The sequence below is a fragment of the Escherichia sp. B1147 genome (assembly GCF_001660175.1).
Lineage (GTDB): Bacteria > Pseudomonadota > Gammaproteobacteria > Enterobacterales > Enterobacteriaceae > Escherichia > Escherichia whittamii.
In genome coordinates this window covers 143,081-158,666 of sequence record NZ_LFHY01000002.1, presented here as the reverse complement: position 1 = coordinate 158,666, position 15,586 = coordinate 143,081, and the positions used below count along the sequence as shown (strand labels likewise).

At 54.7% G+C, this 15,586-nt stretch carries 13 protein-coding genes and 1 riboswitch; of the genes, 3 read left to right on the top strand and 10 right to left on the bottom strand.

Translation table 11 applies throughout. The features are described from left to right. Window positions 1-60: 60 nt before the first annotated feature. Together araA and araB are read right to left on the bottom strand one after the other, a co-directional pair. Window positions 61-1,563 carry an L-arabinose isomerase gene (araA, locus tag A9180_RS00950; protein WP_064525246.1) on the bottom strand — a complete coding sequence of 501 codons (1,503 nt, stop codon included), beginning with the start codon at window positions 1,561-1,563 and terminating at the stop codon, window positions 61-63. Between the two features lie 10 nt (window positions 1,564-1,573). After that, on the bottom strand, window positions 1,574-3,274 hold the full coding sequence (gene araB / locus A9180_RS00945) for a ribulokinase (RefSeq protein WP_064525242.1): 1,701 nt from the start codon (window positions 3,272-3,274) through the stop codon (window positions 1,574-1,576). Between the two features lie 337 nt (window positions 3,275-3,611). On the opposite strand from araB, the gene araC reads away from it, so the two are divergent. Both araC and A9180_RS00935 read left to right on the top strand, forming a co-directional pair. Then, a complete protein-coding gene (araC, locus tag A9180_RS00940) occupies window positions 3,612-4,490 on the top strand; it encodes an arabinose operon transcriptional regulator AraC (RefSeq protein ID WP_064525420.1) in 879 nt (292 codons plus the stop codon). An 85-nt stretch (window positions 4,491-4,575) separates the two neighbouring features. After that, window positions 4,576-5,340, top strand: a complete 765-nt coding sequence (locus A9180_RS00935) for a DedA family protein (RefSeq protein WP_064525239.1) — start codon at window positions 4,576-4,578, stop codon at window positions 5,338-5,340. A gap of 111 nt (window positions 5,341-5,451) precedes the next feature. Here A9180_RS00935 and thiQ read toward each other — a convergent pair whose 3' ends face one another. From thiQ to sgrR, 4 genes are all read right to left on the bottom strand, one after another. Beyond that, window positions 5,452-6,150, bottom strand: a complete 699-nt coding sequence (gene thiQ, locus A9180_RS00930) for a thiamine ABC transporter ATP-binding protein ThiQ (protein ID WP_064525236.1) — start codon at window positions 6,148-6,150, stop codon at window positions 5,452-5,454. Beyond that, window positions 6,134-7,744 carry a thiamine/thiamine pyrophosphate ABC transporter permease ThiP gene (gene thiP, locus A9180_RS00925; protein WP_064525233.1) on the bottom strand — a complete coding sequence of 537 codons (1,611 nt, stop codon included), beginning with the start codon at window positions 7,742-7,744 and terminating at the stop codon, window positions 6,134-6,136. Before thiP ends, thiQ begins: the two co-directional genes overlap by 17 nt. Further along, on the bottom strand, window positions 7,720-8,703 hold the full coding sequence (thiB, locus tag A9180_RS00920; protein WP_064525230.1) for a thiamine ABC transporter substrate binding subunit: 984 nt from the start codon (window positions 8,701-8,703) through the stop codon (window positions 7,720-7,722). The genes thiP and thiB overlap by 25 nt, the downstream gene beginning before the upstream one ends. A gap of 30 nt (window positions 8,704-8,733) precedes the next feature. Then, window positions 8,734-8,833, bottom strand: a riboswitch (TPP riboswitch). A gap of 33 nt (window positions 8,834-8,866) precedes the next feature. Further along, window positions 8,867-10,522: a DNA-binding transcriptional regulator SgrR gene (gene sgrR, locus A9180_RS00915; RefSeq protein ID WP_064525227.1), complete on the bottom strand. Its 1,656-nt coding sequence runs from the start codon at window positions 10,520-10,522 to the stop codon at window positions 8,867-8,869. Between the two features lie 88 nt (window positions 10,523-10,610). Between sgrR and sgrT the strand changes: the two genes are divergently transcribed. Continuing rightward, window positions 10,611-10,742: a glucose uptake inhibitor SgrT gene (sgrT, locus tag A9180_RS00910; RefSeq protein WP_064525417.1), complete on the top strand. Its 132-nt coding sequence runs from the start codon at window positions 10,611-10,613 to the stop codon at window positions 10,740-10,742. A 105-nt stretch (window positions 10,743-10,847) separates the two neighbouring features. On the opposite strand, the gene leuD is transcribed toward sgrT, so the two are convergent. The 4 genes from leuD to leuA are packed head-to-tail and all read right to left on the bottom strand — an operon-like array spanning window position 10,848 to window position 15,529. Beyond that, window positions 10,848-11,453 (bottom strand): 3-isopropylmalate dehydratase small subunit, encoded by a 606-nt coding sequence (gene leuD, locus A9180_RS00905; protein ID WP_064525224.1) that lies wholly within the window; start codon window positions 11,451-11,453, stop codon window positions 10,848-10,850. Window positions 11,454-11,463: 10 nt separating this feature from the next. Continuing rightward, a complete protein-coding gene (leuC, locus tag A9180_RS00900) occupies window positions 11,464-12,864 on the bottom strand; it encodes a 3-isopropylmalate dehydratase large subunit (RefSeq protein WP_064525221.1) in 1,401 nt (466 codons plus the stop codon). A gap of 2 nt (window positions 12,865-12,866) precedes the next feature. Further along, a complete protein-coding gene (gene leuB, locus A9180_RS00895) occupies window positions 12,867-13,958 on the bottom strand; it encodes a 3-isopropylmalate dehydrogenase (RefSeq protein ID WP_064525219.1) in 1,092 nt (363 codons plus the stop codon). Next, window positions 13,958-15,529 carry a 2-isopropylmalate synthase gene (leuA, locus tag A9180_RS00890; RefSeq protein WP_064525216.1) on the bottom strand — a complete coding sequence of 524 codons (1,572 nt, stop codon included), beginning with the start codon at window positions 15,527-15,529 and terminating at the stop codon, window positions 13,958-13,960. Before leuA ends, leuB begins: the two co-directional genes overlap by 1 nt. Window positions 15,530-15,586: the final 57 nt, after the last annotated feature.

Below are 15,586 nucleotides of genomic sequence, written 5' to 3'. Positions count from 1 at the left end.
TCGTAGGCCTGATAAGACGCGCTAGCGTCGCATCAGGCGTTGAATGCCGGATGCGGCTAATTAGCGACGAAATCCGTAATACACTTCGTTCCAGCGCAGCGCGTCTTTAAACGCTGGCAGGCGGGTATCGTTATCAATCACCGTGATTTCAATGTCGTGCATCTCGGCAAACTGGCGCATATCGTTCAGGTTCAGCGCATGGCTGAAGACGGTATGGTGCGCGCCACCGGCAAGGATCCACGCTTCTGAAGCGGTTGGCAGATCTGGTTGCGCTTTCCACAGCGCATTCGCCACCGGCAGTTTCGGCAGGGAGTGCGGTGTTTTCACCGTGTCGATGCAATTAACCAGCAGACGATAACGATCGCCGAGATCAATCAGGCTGGCGACAATCGCGGGGCCGGTTTGGGTATTGAAGATCAGGCGGGCCGGGTCGTCTTTACCGCCAATACCGAGGTGCTGAACGTCGAGGATTGGTTTCTCTTCTGCAGCGATCGACGGGCAGACTTCCAGCATGTGGGAGCCAAGCACCAGGTCATTACCTTTCTCGAAGTGATAGGTGTAGTCCTCCATAAAGGAGGTGCCGCCCTGCAGACCGGTTGACATCACCTTCATGATGCGAAGCAGGGCGGCAGTTTTCCAGTCGCCTTCGCCCGCAAAGCCGTAGCCCTGCTGCATCAGACGCTGTACGGCCAGACCAGGAAGCTGTTTCAGACCGTGTAAATCTTCAAAAGTCGTGGTGAAAGCGTGGAAGCCACCTTGTTCCAGGAAACGCTTCATCCCCAGCTCAATACGCGCCGCTTCCAGTACGTTCTGCCGTTTCTCGCTGTGAATTTGAGTGGCAGGTGTCATGGTGTAGCTGCTTTCATACTCATCGACCAGCGCGTTAACATCGCCATCGCTGATGGAGTTCACCACTTGCACCAGATCGCCAACCGCCCAGGTATTGACGGAGAAACCGAACTTAATCTGTGCGGCAACTTTATCGCCGTCAGTGACCGCCACTTCACGCATGTTATCGCCAAAGCGGCAAACTTTCAGATGACGGGTATCCTGTTTAGATACCGCCTGACGCATCCAGGAGCCGATACGCTCATGTGCTTGTTTATCCTGCCAGTGACCTGTAACGACGGCATGTTGCTGACGCATACGCGCGCCGATGAAACCGAACTCGCGACCGCCGTGCGCGGTCTGGTTCAGGTTCATAAAGTCCATGTCGATGCTGCCCCACGGCAGCGCCGCGTTGAACTGGGTGTGGAATTGCAGCAACGGTTTGTTGAGCATGGTCAGGCCGTTGATCCACATTTTGGCCGGGGAGAAGGTGTGCAGCCATACGACCAGACCTGCACAACGATCGTCGTAATTGGCGTCGCGGCAAATTGCGGTGATTTCGTCTGGCGTGGTACCCAGCGGTTTCAGCACCAGTTTGCAGGGCAGTTTCGCTTCCGTATTCAGCGCATTAACGACATGTTCGGCATGTTGAGTGACCTGACGCAGGGTTTCCGGGCCATACAGATGCTGGCTACCAATTACAAACCACACTTCATAATTATCAAAAATCGTCATTGTCGTGTCCTTATAGAGTCGGAACGGCCTGGGCAGCCTGTGCCGGGGCGGAAGTTGGAAGATAGTGTTGTTCGGCGCTTACCGCCCATTGCTGATAGCGGCGATAAAGCTGTTCAAAGCGTTGTGCCTGTTCGCTGCGCGGTTGCAGGGTTTTCTCTACCGCACTGGCCATTTTTTGCTGTGCTGTTGGGATGTCGGCATGCACTTTCGCAGCGACGGCAGCGAAAATCGCAGCACCAAGCGCGCAGCACTGATCAGAGGCAACAATTTGCAGCGGGCGATTCAGCACGTCGCAGCAGGCTTGCATAATCACCTGGTTTTTGCGCGCGATGCCGCCCAGCGCCATCACGTTATTTACGGCGATCCCCTGGTTGGTGAAGCACTCCTGAATTGCGCGCGCGCCAAAAGCGGTAGCGGCAATTAAACCGCCGAACAGCAGCGGAGCGTCGGTAGCGAGGTTCAGGTCGGTAATCACCCCTTTCAGGCGCTGGTTAGCGTTTGGCGTGCGACGACCGTTAAACCAGTCGAGCACTACCGGCAGGTGATCCAGAGACGGATTTTTGGCCCATGCTTCGGTCAGCGCCGGAAGCAGTTGTTTCTGGCTGGCTTTGATTTGCTCTTTCAGTTCCGGATGCTGGGCGGCGAGCTGTTCCAGCGGCCAGCCAAGTACGCGACCAAACCAGGCGTAGATATCACCAAATGCTGATTGACCGGCTTCCAGACCGATAAATCCAGGAACCACGCTGCCATCAACCTGACCGCAAATGCCTTTCACTGCACGCTCGCCAACGCTTTGCTTGTCGGCAATCAGAATGTCGCAGGTGGAAGTACCGATAACTTTTACCAGTGCGTTAGGCTGTGCGCCCGCGCCGACCGCGCCCATATGGCAGTCAAACGCGCCGCCGGAAATCACCACGCTTTCAGGCAGGCCGAGACGCTGCGCCCATTCCGGGCATAAAGTGCCAACCGGAATATCGGCAGTCCAGGTGTCAGTGAACAGCGGGGAAGGCAAATGGCGATTGAGGAGCGGGTCCAGTTCGTCAAAGAAGCTGGCTGGCGGTAAACCGCCCCAGCTTTCGTGCCACAGAGATTTATGCCCGGCGCTGCAACGTCCGCGACGGATATCCTGCGGACGAGTGGTGCCGGAGAGCAGGGCTGGCACCCAGTCGCACAGTTCAATCCAGGATGCGGCAGATTGCGCCACGGCGCTATCCTGGCGAGTCACATGCAGGATTTTAGCCCAGAACCATTCGCTGGAATAAATACCGCCAATATAGCGGGAGTAGTCAGTTTTGCCCGGTGTATGACACAAGCGGGTGATCTCTTCTGCTTCTTCAACCGCCGTGTGGTCTTTCCACAAAACGAACATCGCGTTCGGGTTTTCGGCAAACTCCGGACGTAGCGCCAGCACGTTGCCGTCGGCGTCGATTGGCGCAGGAGTGGAGCCGGTACTGTCGACGCCAATGCCGACCACGTCTGCGCGTTGTTCGGCACTAAGTGCTGCCAGCACGGTTTTCAAGGCAGCTTCCATTGACTCGATGTAGTCACGTGGATGATGACGGAACTGGTTATTCGGGGCATCACAAAATTGCCCTTCCTGCCAACGGGGATACCACTCTACGCTGGTGGCGATCTCTTCACCGGTGGTGCAGTCCACCGCCAAAGCTCGCACAGAATCACTGCCAAAATCGAGGCCAATTGCAATCGCCATCGTTTCACTCCATCCAAAAAAACGGGTATGGAGAAACAGTAGAGAGTTGCGATAAAAAGCGTCAGGCAGGATCCGCTAATCTTATGGATAAAAATGCTATGGCATAGCAAAGTGTGACGCCGTGCAAATAATCAATGTGGACTTTTCTGCCGTGATTATAGACACTTTTGTTACGCGTTTTGTTATGGCTTTCGGCTCCCTTTGTTACAAAGTGCTTTTCACAAGCGGGGTTGCCGGTTGGATTAGCGAGAAGAGCCAGTAAAAGACGCAGTGACGGTAATGTCTGATGCAATATGGACAATTGGTTTCTTCTCTGAATGGCGGGAGTATGAAAAGTATGGCTGAAGCGCAAAATGATCCCCTGCTGCCGGGTTACTCGTTCAACGCCCATCTGGTGGCGGGGTTAACGCCGATTGAAGCCAACGGTTATCTCGATTTTTTTATCGACCGACCGCTGGGAATGAAAGGCTATATTCTCAATCTCACCATTCGCGGACAGGGCGTAGTGAAAAACCAGGGGCGAGAATTTGTCTGCCGACCAGGCGATATTTTGCTATTTCCGCCGGGAGAAATTCATCACTACGGTCGTCATCCGGAGGCCCGCGAATGGTATCACCAGTGGGTTTACTTTCGTCCCCGCGCATACTGGCACGAATGGCTTAACTGGCCGTCGATATTTGCCAATACCGGTTTCTTTCGCCCGGATGAAGCGCATCAGCCGCATTTCAGCGATTTGTTCGGGCAAATTATCAATGCCGGACAAGGGGAAGGGCGCTATTCGGAATTGCTGGCGATAAATCTTCTTGAGCAATTGTTACTGCGGCGCATGGAAGCCATTAATGAGTCGCTACATCCGCCAATGGATAATCGGGTACGCGAGGCTTGCCAGTACATCAGCGATCACCTTGCGGACAGCAATTTTGATATCGCCAGCGTCGCGCAGCATGTTTGCCTGTCTCCGTCGCGTCTGTCGCATCTGTTCCGTCAGCAATTAGGGATTAGCGTCTTAAGCTGGCGCGAGGACCAACGCATCAGTCAGGCGAAGCTGCTATTGAGCACGACTCGTATGCCTATCGCCACCGTCGGGCGCAATGTTGGCTTTGATGACCAGCTCTATTTCTCGCGGGTATTTAAAAAATGTACCGGGGCCAGCCCGAGCGAGTTCCGTGCCGGTTGTGAAGAAAAAGTGAATGATGTAGCTCTCAGGTTGTCATAATTGGTAACGAATCAGACGATTGACGGCTTGACGGAGTAGCACTGGGTTTGCAGAATCCCTGCTTCGTCCCTTTGACAGGCACATTATGCAAGCATTGCTGGAACACTTTATTACCCAATCCACTGTGTATTCATTGATGGCGGTGGTGTTGGTGGCCTTTCTGGAGTCACTGGCGCTGGTCGGTTTGATTCTGCCCGGTACGGTGCTGATGGCGGGGCTGGGAGCGCTGATTGGCAGCGGCGAGTTAAGTTTCTGGCACGCCTGGCTGGCGGGGATTGTTGGCTGCCTGATGGGCGACTGGATCTCTTTCTGGCTGGGCTGGCGGTTTAAAAAGCCGCTGCATCGCTGGTCCTTTCTCAAGAAAAACAAAGCACTGCTCGATAAAACCGAACATGCGCTGCATCAACACAGCATGTTTACCATTCTGGTTGGTCGTTTTGTCGGCCCGACGCGCCCGCTAGTGCCAATGGTGGCGGGGATGCTGGATTTGCCCGTGGCGAAATTTATCACGCCGAATATTATCGGCTGCCTGCTATGGCCACCGTTTTACTTCCTGCCGGGGATTCTGGCGGGCGCGGCGATCGATATCCCTGCCGGGATGCAGAGCGGTGAGTTTAAGTGGTTGCTGTTGGCGACGGCGGTGTTTTTGTGGGTTGGCGGCTGGCTGTGCTGGCGATTATGGCGCAGCGGCAAGGTAACCGATCGTTTAAGTCATTATTTGTCGCGTGGTCATCTGCTGTGGCTGACGCCGCTAATTTCTGGTGTCGGGGTAGTGGCGCTGGTGGTGTTAATTCGCCATCCGTTAATGCCGGTGTATATCGATATATTACGTAAAGTTGTTGGGGGATAGGGCATAGTCTTGTGCGGGGCGCCTGATGCGACGCTTGCTGCGTCTTATCAGGCCTACAAAACGCACTATCCGTAGGTCGGATAAGGCGTTCACGCCGCATCCGACAGCATTTTAAGCCATAATTCCCAACAGCGCCGAAGCACTTGCCTTACCGCTCAACAGCTCATCGGTTTTCCCCTGCCAGGCGATGCGTCCGTCGGCGACCACCACCGAGCGCGTGGCAATCCTTGCCGCATCTTCCACACTGTGCGACACCATCAATAGCGTCATTTTTTGCTGCTGGCAGCTCGTGCTCACCAGCGTCAGCATCTCCTGGCGTAGCGCCGGATCGAGCGCGGAGAACGGTTCATCGAGCAATAAAATCGGCTGTTCGCGTACCAGACAACGCGCTAACGCCACTCGCTGACGCTGACCGCCAGAAAGCTCGCCCGGCAACCGTGCCATTAAATTATCAATCCCCATCTGACGGGCGATAGCGTGCATTTTCTCTTGCTGTACCGCGTTCAGCTTCAAGCCCGGATTAAGCCCCAGCCCGATGTTTTGCGCGACCGTCAGGTGACTGAACAGGTTGTTCTCCTGAAACAGCATCGATACCGGACGGTGTGATGGCGGCATAGTTGTGTGATCTACGCCGTCGATAGTCAGCGAACCGCTGGCTGGCGTCAGAAAACCGGCGATCAAATTCAGCAGAGTACTTTTACCTGCGCCGCTTGGTCCGAGGATCGCCACCTGCTCGCCGCGTTCCACCGTTAAGCTAAAACGCATCGGCAAATGGTGATAAAGCCAGGTGATATCAGTCAGTTTTAACATTTCGCACCGGTAGTTTTTCAATCACGGTAAAGAGCAGAAAACAGAGCAGCAGCAGAATTAACGCGGTAACCGCGCCGTCCTGGCTGCGGTAAGAGCCAATTTGCTGGTAGAGATAAAACGGCAAAGTGCGGAAGTCATCATTACCGAACAATGCCACCACGCCAAAATCACCAATCGACAGCACACAGGCAAAGGCCAGCGCCTGCGCCAGCGGGCGTTTCAGCGCGCGCAGTTCCACCACTTTTAGGCGCGACCATCCTTCAATACCCAGTGACTGACACAACATGCTGTAGCGGGCGGTAATATCGCGCATCGGATTTTCCAGCACCTTCAGCGCATAAGGGATCGCCATTAACGCATTGGTGAAAATCACAATGCCGTCAGCAGATTGTGGCAGGCCAATAGTGTTGTTGAGCAGTAAAAAGAAGCCCGTTGCCAGCACAATGCCCGGCATAGCGAGGATCAACATGCCGCTCATTTCCAGCGTCTGACCCGCCAGCATTTTTTGCCGCGCCCGCAGTTCGCGACTGCTCCATAGCAGCATCATGGTCAGCACCACGCACAATACGCCTGCCGCCAGTGCAATACGCAACGAGGTCCACAGCGCCTGCCACAGCACGGGTTGCGCCAGCACTTCCGGCAATTGGCGATTTACACCATCGACAATCACCGCCAGTAACGGCGGCAGCAACAACAGCAGCGCAAGTACGATCAACACAGTGTCGCAAATGCGACTATGCAGACGATCGTCCGGGTCGCGCCAGCCTTGCAGCAACGTGGTGCCGGGCGCAATGGCCTTACTTAATCGCTGACTCAGCAGCACCAGCCCAAGGCAGCACACCATCTGGATCAATGCCAGCATCGCCGCGCGGGCGGGATCGTAGTCGTAACTCAGCGCCTGATAGATTGCCAGTTCGATAGTGGTCGCCTGTGGACCGCCCCCCAGCGACAGCACGGTGGCGAAGCTGGCGAAACAGAGCATAAAGATAAGCGCAGCAACCGGCGGGATTTGTCGCCGTAACCACGGCCATTCAACGAAGCGGAAAAAATGCCAGCCGCGCATCCCAAGCTGGGCGGCAAGTTGACGTTGTTCGCCGGGAATGTTTTCCAGTGCCTGAAGTAATAAACGGCTCGCCATCGGCAGATTAAAAAATACGTGCGCCAGCAAAATGCCTTGCAGGCCGTAGGGCGAAAAGGTCCACTCCAGACCAAGCGATTGCCAGAGCGATGCCAGCCAGCCATGGCGGCCATAGACGCTAAGAATGCCGAAAACGGCAACCAGCACCGGGAGGATCAAGGTCATTGCGCACAGACGCAACATCGCCAGGCGTCCAGGAAAGCGCCTGCGATAGAGGGCGCGGGCAAGGAATATCGCCGGTACGACAGATAGCAGCGCCGAGAGAAACGCCTGCCAGAAGGAGAAGCGCACCACATGCCACAGGTAGCTATCCTGCCAGATGGCCGACCAGTCACCCTGCGGCGCGTTCCACCACAGGGCGAGAAAGGCCGCCAGCGCAACCGCCACCACCAGCGTGGCGGCGCTTACACCTGGAATTAACCAGCCGGGAATTAACGGGTGACGGCGCGTTGCCATTCGCTAATCCATGTCTGACGTTGTGCCGCCACTTCGGCGGGCGTGAACTCCAGCGTGGTGGCCGGTTTGGTCAGTTGTTCAAATCCGGCAGGTAGCGCGACGTTTGCCACCGGATACATCCAGTTGCCGGTTGGGATCGCATTCTGGAAAGCCGGAGAAACCATAAACTGAAGGAATTTTTGCGCCAGCTCCGGCTGCTTGCTGGCAGCGGTGCGGGCGGCAACTTCCACTTGCAGATAGTGGCCTTCGCTAAAGTTCGCGGCGGCGTAGTTATCTTTTTTCTCTTCGAGAATGTGATAAGCCGGAGAAGTGGTGTAGCTCAATACCAGATCGCTTTCGCCTTTTAAAAACAGGCCGTAGGCTTCGCTCCAGCCTTTGGTGACTGTGACGGTTTTCTTCGCCAGCTTCTGCCAGGCTTGTGGGGCGTCATCGCCATAGACTTTTTGCATCCACAGCAGCAGACCCAGGCCCGGCGTACTGGTGCGTGGATCCTGATAAATCACCCGCCAGTTCTGATCGCTCTCAACCAGTTCTTTCAGGCTTTGCGGCGGATTTTTCAGTTTGTTCTTGTCATAGACGAAGGCGAAGTAGCCGTAATCAAATGGTACGAAAGTGTCATTATTCCAGCCGCCGGGAACGTTAACGGCATCCGCTGGCACGCCACTTTTGGCGAACAGTCCGGTTTTGCTGGCTGCATCTAACAAATTGTTATCCAGCCCCAGCACCACATCAGCTTTGCTGTTTTTGCCTTCCATCCGCAGACGGTTGAGCAGTGAGACGCCATCTTCCAGCGCCACCAGTTTCAGTTCGCAATTACAGTCGGCTTCAAAGGCTTTTTTGACTACCGGACCTGGCCCCCAGTCGGCAGCGAAGGAGTCGTAGGTATAAACAGTCAGAACGGGTTTAGCGAAAACGGGCGCTGTGCACAGCAACAGCAGGGGAAGACATTTTTTTAACACTTTGCACCTCAAAAAAGAGTGGCAAAGGACTTGAGAAGGAGCCTCAAATCCCTTCGCCGGCGTTATCCGGATCAGGTTCGACGGGTATTTTCTCAGCGCACGCGTCTGCGTGGCACCCCGTTGAGAACGGCGTTAGTGTAGTGATTTTGTTATCAACCAGCAATCATGGATCCGGCGGCGCAAACCACGCTGATTTAAAATCGAACCAGCCGAGGGTATTCATACGCAGGCCGCGCATACTGCGTTGCCCCTGAATGATCAACCAGTGATGGATAAGCGGCACCATCGCTTTGCTGGTGACCAACTGTTGGCACCAGTTCGCCAGATTCATCTCACCATTACGCCAGCGGGCGGCGTCGGCTTGCCAGTCGAGAGGAATACAGTGTTGCAGCAGCGGCACTTCGCACAAGTGCGCGAACAGTGAAAAATCCAGCGGCAGCGTAAAGTTGGCGCTGTTAAGCCAGATGTCGCTTTCGAACTCACCTTCGTGCCACTGATCGTAGCTGATCTCTTTGATTTCCAGCGTAACCTGATGACTCGCCAGAATCTGCTGCATGATCCCGGCAATGACCCGATGTTCAATATGATCCTGATAAAATGTCAGGGTGAGATGTTCCAGCCCGGCAGGCTTTTCGCAATGCGTGGGGCGGGCATGGTGCCAGCGGGGGAGCAGCCCATAGGCCGGAAACCACAGTTGCTGGTACTGTTCCTCGGCGAAATAAACCAGATTGGTCGGCGAAAGCACATAGCTTATCCAGTCTCTGACTTGCTGATTCGCCCCGCGATGAGTCCGACTGTCGAACAGTAAATAATAGCAGCCTTCCTCCAGGCGACTTTCAATCTCTTTTTCCTCGCCCTGTGGTCCTTTCAGCATCAGCCCTCCGGCTGGCTCGTCGGCAATTTCCGGCAAGACCCAGACGTTAACTTCGTCGATTAGCGCCCGATAACCGAAGAAATCGTCGAATGCCTGAATTTTCAGTTGATTGCTGCTGTTACGCATTACCGCATATGGACCGGTGCCGATGGGATGGCTGGCAAAGTTACTGATGGTTTCCCATTCACGTGGCAGGATCATCGCCGGAACTTGCCCCAGCAATAACGGCAACCAGCGGTCCGGCTGCGTGAGATGGATATCCAGCGTCCAGGGCGTCGGCGACACAATTTCAGCAATGTGGGAATAGAGCGGCAGCGTATTGATCCGTTTCAATGAGGCGATCACATCGTCCATTTCAAGTTCACGGCCATGATGAAAATGGACCCCTGGGCGCAAAAAGAAGCGCCAGTGGAGTGGGGAAATTTGCTGCCAGTGGTGGGCTATATCTGCCTCCAGTTCCCCATTTTCCTCATTTACGCGCGTGAGCGAACTGAAGATTTGCCGGGCGATATGGGTTTCAGAACGGCGCAATGCGCTGCCGGGTAGCAGGTTGCGCAACGGACGATAGTAGAGGACACGCAGGATGTGCCGACCCTGGCGGAAGCTGCGTCCCAGATGAGAAATCAGCATTTGCCGCACGGCAGTTTTGTCACCGACTAGCTGCACCAACTGGTCAATGCGATCCTGCTCCAGCAGGTCTTCCGCCCGTTGTTGCTGAAGCGCCAGCCCGGTGTAGAGGAATGTCAGACGCGAGCGTTTACCGCGCCCGACTTCCGCTTCCCATGTTAACCAGCCGCGATCCTGCATGGTGTTGAGCAGGGTGCGCATATGACGGCGGGAGCAGCTCAATAACTCTGCCAGTTCGTTGAGCGTCGTGTCCTGCGATCTACCCTCGCAGCATTGCCACAGGCGGATGAACTGTTGTTGCAGACGACCAGAAGGCATAAAAGGGGAACTCCTGCGCAAAAGTCAGCAATTTAATTTTCCCTATATTAAGTCAATAATTCTTAACGATGAAGCAAGGAGGTGTCCCATGCGTCAGTTTTATCAGCACTATTTTACCGCGACAGCGACGTTGTGCTGGTTGCGTTGGTTAAGCGTTCCACAACGATTAATCATGCTTGAAGAGCTGATGCAGTGGGAGGGGAGTGATTCTGACTACTGATTTGCGGACATCATGTGTGACTGAGTATTGGTGTTAATCGCCACGCCAGCAGTGAATACCTGCTGGCTTTTTTCTTTTTGGCGATTGAGCCGGACGGCGTACAAACTAACGCATAAACGCCGGTTGCTTCTCTTCATAAATGGCAATGGCGTCGTCGTGCTGCAAGGTCAGCCCGATGCTGTCCAGACCGTTCATCATGCAGTGGCGGCGGAAGGCATCAATAGCAAAGCGATAAGTTTTATCACCCGCTTTCACTTCCTGAGCTTCCAGATCCACATCGAAATGAATCCCCGGATTGGCTTGCACCAGCGCAAACAGCTCATCCACTTCGGCATCGCTTAATTTCACCGGCAGCAGTTGGTTGTTAAAGCTGTTGCCATAGAAAATATCGGCGAAACTGGGCGCAATCACCACTTTAAAACCGTAATCGGTCAGCGCCCACGGCGCGTGCTCACGTGAGGAGCCACAGCCGAAGTTTTCCCGCGCCAGCAAAATCGACGCGCCCTGATATTGCGGGAAGTTCAGCACGAACTCCGGGTTTGGTTGCTGGCCTTTTCCATCCAGAAAACGCCAGTCGTTAAACAGATGCGCGCCAAAACCAGTACGCGTCACTTTCTGTAAAAACTGTTTCGGGATAATCGCATCGGTATCGACATTGGCGGCATCCAGCGGAACAACCAGGCCAGTGTGTTTGATAAATTTCTCTGCCATGATGGTTTCCTTATTTGATGTTGCGAATGTCGGCGAAATGACCGGTAACGGCAGCGGCGGCAGCCATTGCCGGGCTGACCAGATGCGTACGTCCACCGCGCCCCTGGCGGCCTTCAAAGTTACGGTTGCTGGTGGAGGCACAGCGTTCGCCCGGATTCAGACGGTCGTTGTTCATCGCCAGACACATTGAGCAGCCTGGCAAGCGCCATTCAAAACCGGCTTCGATAAAGATTTTGTCCAGACCTTCCGCTTCCGCCTGGGCTTTTACCGGACCGGAACCGGGAACCACCAGCGCCTGTACGCCTGGGGCGACTTTCCGCCCTTTGGCGATTTCCGCCGCTGCGCGTAAATCTTCAATACGTGAGTTGGTGCAGGAACCGATAAACACTTTATCGATAGCGACTTCGGTCAGCGGAATACCCGGTTTCAGTCCCATATAGGCCAGTGCTTTTTCTGCCGACGCACGTTCCACCGGATCGGCAAATGAAGCGGGATCGGGAATGTTGTCGTTCACGGAGATCACCTGGCCTGGGTTAGTTCCCCAGGTCACCTGCGGGGCGATCTCTTCTGCCTGCAGAGTGACAACGGTATCGAAAGTTGCGCCTTCGTCGGTTTGCAGGGTTTTCCAGTAGGCGACGGCATCGTCAAAATCTTTGCCTTTCGGCGCATGCAGACGGCCTTTGACATAGTTAAAGGTGGTTTCGTCAGGTGCAACCAGACCGGCTTTCGCGCCCATTTCGATTGCCATATTGCACAGGGTCATACGACCTTCCATGCTTAAATCACGGATTGCTTCGCCGCAAAACTCCACCACATGCCTGGTGCCGCCTGCGCTGCCCGTTTTACCGATAATCGCCAGTACGATATCTTTTGCGGTAATGCCCGGCGCGGCTTTGCCCTGGACTTCAATTTTCATGGTCTTAGCACGCCCCTGTTTCAGGGTTTGCGTTGCCAGCACGTGTTCAACTTCGGAAGTGCCGATGCCAAACGCCAGTGCGCCAAATGCGCCGTGGGTGGCGGTGTGCGAGTCGCCGCAGACAATGGTCATCCCTGGTAAGGTGACGCCTTGTTCCGGTCCCATCACGTGGACAATCCCCTGATACGGGTGATTCAGGTCATACAGTTCGACGCCAAACTCTTTGCAGTTTTTGATCAGCTCCTGCATCTGGATGCGCGCCATATCACCGCAGGCATTAATATCTTTGGTCTGAGTTGAAACGTTGTGATCCATCGTGGCGAAGGTTTTGCCCGGCTGGCGCACCGGGCGACCGTGGGCGCGCAGACCATCAAACGCCTGCGGTGATGTCACTTCATGCACCAGATGGCGGTCGATATATAACAGCGGGGTTTCGTTTTCGGCTTCATACACTACGTGAGCGTCGAACAATTTTTCGTATAACGTCTTAGCCATGATTACACCCCTTCTGCCACATAGCGGGCAATGATATCGCCCATTTCATCGGTACTAACGGCGGCAGCGCCACGGGCTAAATCTCCGGTGCGAATGCCTGCTTCTAATGCGCGGTTAATCGCGCGTTCAATGGCGGAAGCCGCATCATCGGCATCCAGGCTGTAGCGCAGCAGCAGCGCCAGCGACAGAATTTGCGCAATCGGGTTGGCGATATTTTTGCCTGCGATATCTGGTGCCGAGCCGCCCGCCGGTTCATACAGACCAAAACCTTGCTCGTTCAGGCTGGCGGACGGCAACATACCCATCGAACCGGTGATCATCGCGCATTCGTCAGAAAGGATGTCGCCAAACAGGTTGGAGCACAGCAGAACGTCAAACTGTGATGGATCTTTAATCAGCTGCATGGTGGCGTTGTCGATATACATATGCGCCAGTTCGACATCCGGGTATTCAATGGCGATCTCATTGACGATTTCCCGCCATAAAATAGAGGATTGCAGCACGTTAGCTTTATCGATCGACGTCACTTTGTGGCGACGCTTGCGAGCAGATTCAAACGCGATGCGCGCAATGCGCTCGATCTCAAAACGGTGATACACCTCGGTATCAAACGCTTTTTCATATTGTCCGCTACCTTCGCGGCCTTTTGGCTGACCGAAATAGATGCCGCCGGTCAGTTCGCGCACGCACAGGATGTCGAAGCCGTTAGCGGCAATGTCAGCGCGCAGCGGGCAGAACGCTTCCAGCCCCTGATACAGTTTCGCCGGGCGCAGGTTGCTGAATAATTTGAAATGTTTACGCAAAGGTAACAGCGCGCCGCGTTCTGGTTGCTGGTCTGGCGGTAAATGTTCCCACTTCGGGCCGCCTACTGAGCCAAACAGCACGGCATCGGCTTGCTCACAGCCTTCAACTGTTGCAGGCGGCAGCGGTTGACCGTGGTTATCAATGGCTGCGCCGCCAACATCGTAATGGCTGGTGGTGATGCGCATCGCAAAGCGGTTGCGCACGGCGTCCAGCACTTTCAGCGCCTGGGTCATCACTTCCGGCCCGATCCCATCTCCGGGCAATACGGCAATATGGTAATTCTTCGACATCACACGGTTTCCTTGTTGTTTTCGTTGTGTTGAGCTTTGCGTTGCAACTCTTTTTCGACTTCTGCGGCACGCCAGATATTGTTCAGTACGTGCACCATTGCTTTGGCGGAGGATTCGACAATATCGGTAGCCAGGCCGACGCCGTGGAAGCGGCGACCGTTATAGTTGGCGACGATATCCACCTGACCCAGCGCATCTTTACCGTGGCCTTTGGCAGTCAGGCTGTATTTCACCAGTTCGACGTTATAGTCAGTGATGCGGTTAATCGCCTGATACACCGCATCGACCGGGCCGTTACCATTGGCGGCTTCCGCTTTTACTTCCTCGCCGCAGGCCAGTTTGACGGCGGCGGTGGCAATGTCATTAGAGCCGGATTGCACGCTGAAGTAATCCAGACGGAAATGCTCCGGTTCTTCTTGCTGCTTACCGATGAAAGCCAGCGCTTCCAGGTCGTAATCGAATACCTGCCCTTTCTTATCTGCCAGTTTCAGGAACGCGTCGTACAGGTTGTCTAAATTATATTCACTTTCTTTATATCCCATCTCATCCATGCGATGTTTTACCGCCGCACGGCCCGAACGGGAGGTCAGATTCAGCTGGATTTGGTTCAGACCAATAGATTCTGGTGTCATGATTTCGTAGTTTTCGCGGTTTTTCAGTACGCCATCCTGGTGAATACCGGAGGAGTGTGCGAATGCGCCGCTGCCAACAATGGCTTTGTTTGCCGGGATCGGCATATTACAAATCTGGCTAACTAACTGGCTGGTGCGCCATATCTCCTGGTGATTAATGGCGGTGTGGACGTTGAGAATATCTTTACGTACCTTGATCGCCATGATCACTTCTTCCAGTGAACAGTTACCGGCGCGTTCACCGATCCCGTTCATTGCGCCTTCTACCTGCCGCGCTCCGGCATGTACCGCCGCCAGTGAGTTGCCTACCGCCAGGCCTAAATCGTCGTGGGTATGCACGGAAATGATCGCTTTATCGATGTTCGGTACACGTTCATACAGGCCGCTGATGATTCCGGCGAACTCAAACGGCATGGTGTAGCCCACGGTGTCCGGAATGTTGATGGTGGTGGCGCCGGCGTTAATTGCCGCTTCAACCACTCGCGCCAGGTCGGCAATCGGTGTACGCCCGGCATCTTCACAAGAAAATTCAACGTCATCGGTGTAATTACGTGCGCGTTTCACCATATAGATAGCGCGTTCGATCACGTCGTCCAGCGTGCTGCGCAGCTTGGTGGCGATATGCATTGGGGAGGTGGCAATAAAGGTATGAATACGGAAGGCTTCGGCGACTTTCAGAGATTCAGCCGCCACATCGATATCTTTTTCCACACAGCGGGCTAACGCACATACGCGGCTATTTTTGACCTGGCGGGCGATGGTTTGCACCGATTCGAAATCACCCGGCGAAGAGACGGGGAAACCGACTTCCATCACGTCAACACCCATACGCTCAAGGGCCAGCGCAATTTGCAGTTTTTCTTTCGCACTCAAGCTTGCCTGTAACGCCTGTTCACCGTCGCGCAATGTGGTATCGAAAATAATGACTTGCTGGCTCATGGTTTAGGTCCTTGTCTCTTTTAGAGCGCCTCGCTTCGGGCATAAAAAAACCCGCGC

What these genes read in the sequence shown, in the direction of transcription:
- araA (WP_064525246.1), bottom strand. Translation starts at nt 1,563, where the DNA reads ATGACGATTTTTGATAATTATGAAGTGTGGTTTGTAATTGGTAGCCAG.
- araB (WP_064525242.1), bottom strand. Translation starts at nt 3,274, where the DNA reads ATGGCGATTGCAATTGGCCTCGATTTTGGCAGTGATTCTGTGCGAGCT.
- araC (WP_064525420.1), top strand. Translation starts at nt 3,612, where the DNA reads ATGGCTGAAGCGCAAAATGATCCCCTGCTGCCGGGTTACTCGTTCAAC.
- A9180_RS00935 (WP_064525239.1), top strand. Translation starts at nt 4,576, where the DNA reads ATGCAAGCATTGCTGGAACACTTTATTACCCAATCCACTGTGTATTCA.
- thiQ (WP_064525236.1), bottom strand. Translation starts at nt 6,150, where the DNA reads ATGTTAAAACTGACTGATATCACCTGGCTTTATCACCATTTGCCGATG.
- thiP (WP_064525233.1), bottom strand. Translation starts at nt 7,744, where the DNA reads ATGGCAACGCGCCGTCACCCGTTAATTCCCGGCTGGTTAATTCCAGGT.
- sgrR (WP_064525227.1), bottom strand. Translation starts at nt 10,522, where the DNA reads ATGCCTTCTGGTCGTCTGCAACAACAGTTCATCCGCCTGTGGCAATGC.
- sgrT (WP_064525417.1), top strand. Translation starts at nt 10,611, where the DNA reads ATGCGTCAGTTTTATCAGCACTATTTTACCGCGACAGCGACGTTGTGC.
- leuD (WP_064525224.1), bottom strand. Translation starts at nt 11,453, where the DNA reads ATGGCAGAGAAATTTATCAAACACACTGGCCTGGTTGTTCCGCTGGAT.
- leuC (WP_064525221.1), bottom strand. Translation starts at nt 12,864, where the DNA reads ATGGCTAAGACGTTATACGAAAAATTGTTCGACGCTCACGTAGTGTAT.
- leuB (WP_064525219.1), bottom strand. Translation starts at nt 13,958, where the DNA reads ATGTCGAAGAATTACCATATTGCCGTATTGCCCGGAGATGGGATCGGG.
- leuA (WP_064525216.1), bottom strand. Translation starts at nt 15,529, where the DNA reads ATGAGCCAGCAAGTCATTATTTTCGATACCACATTGCGCGACGGTGAA.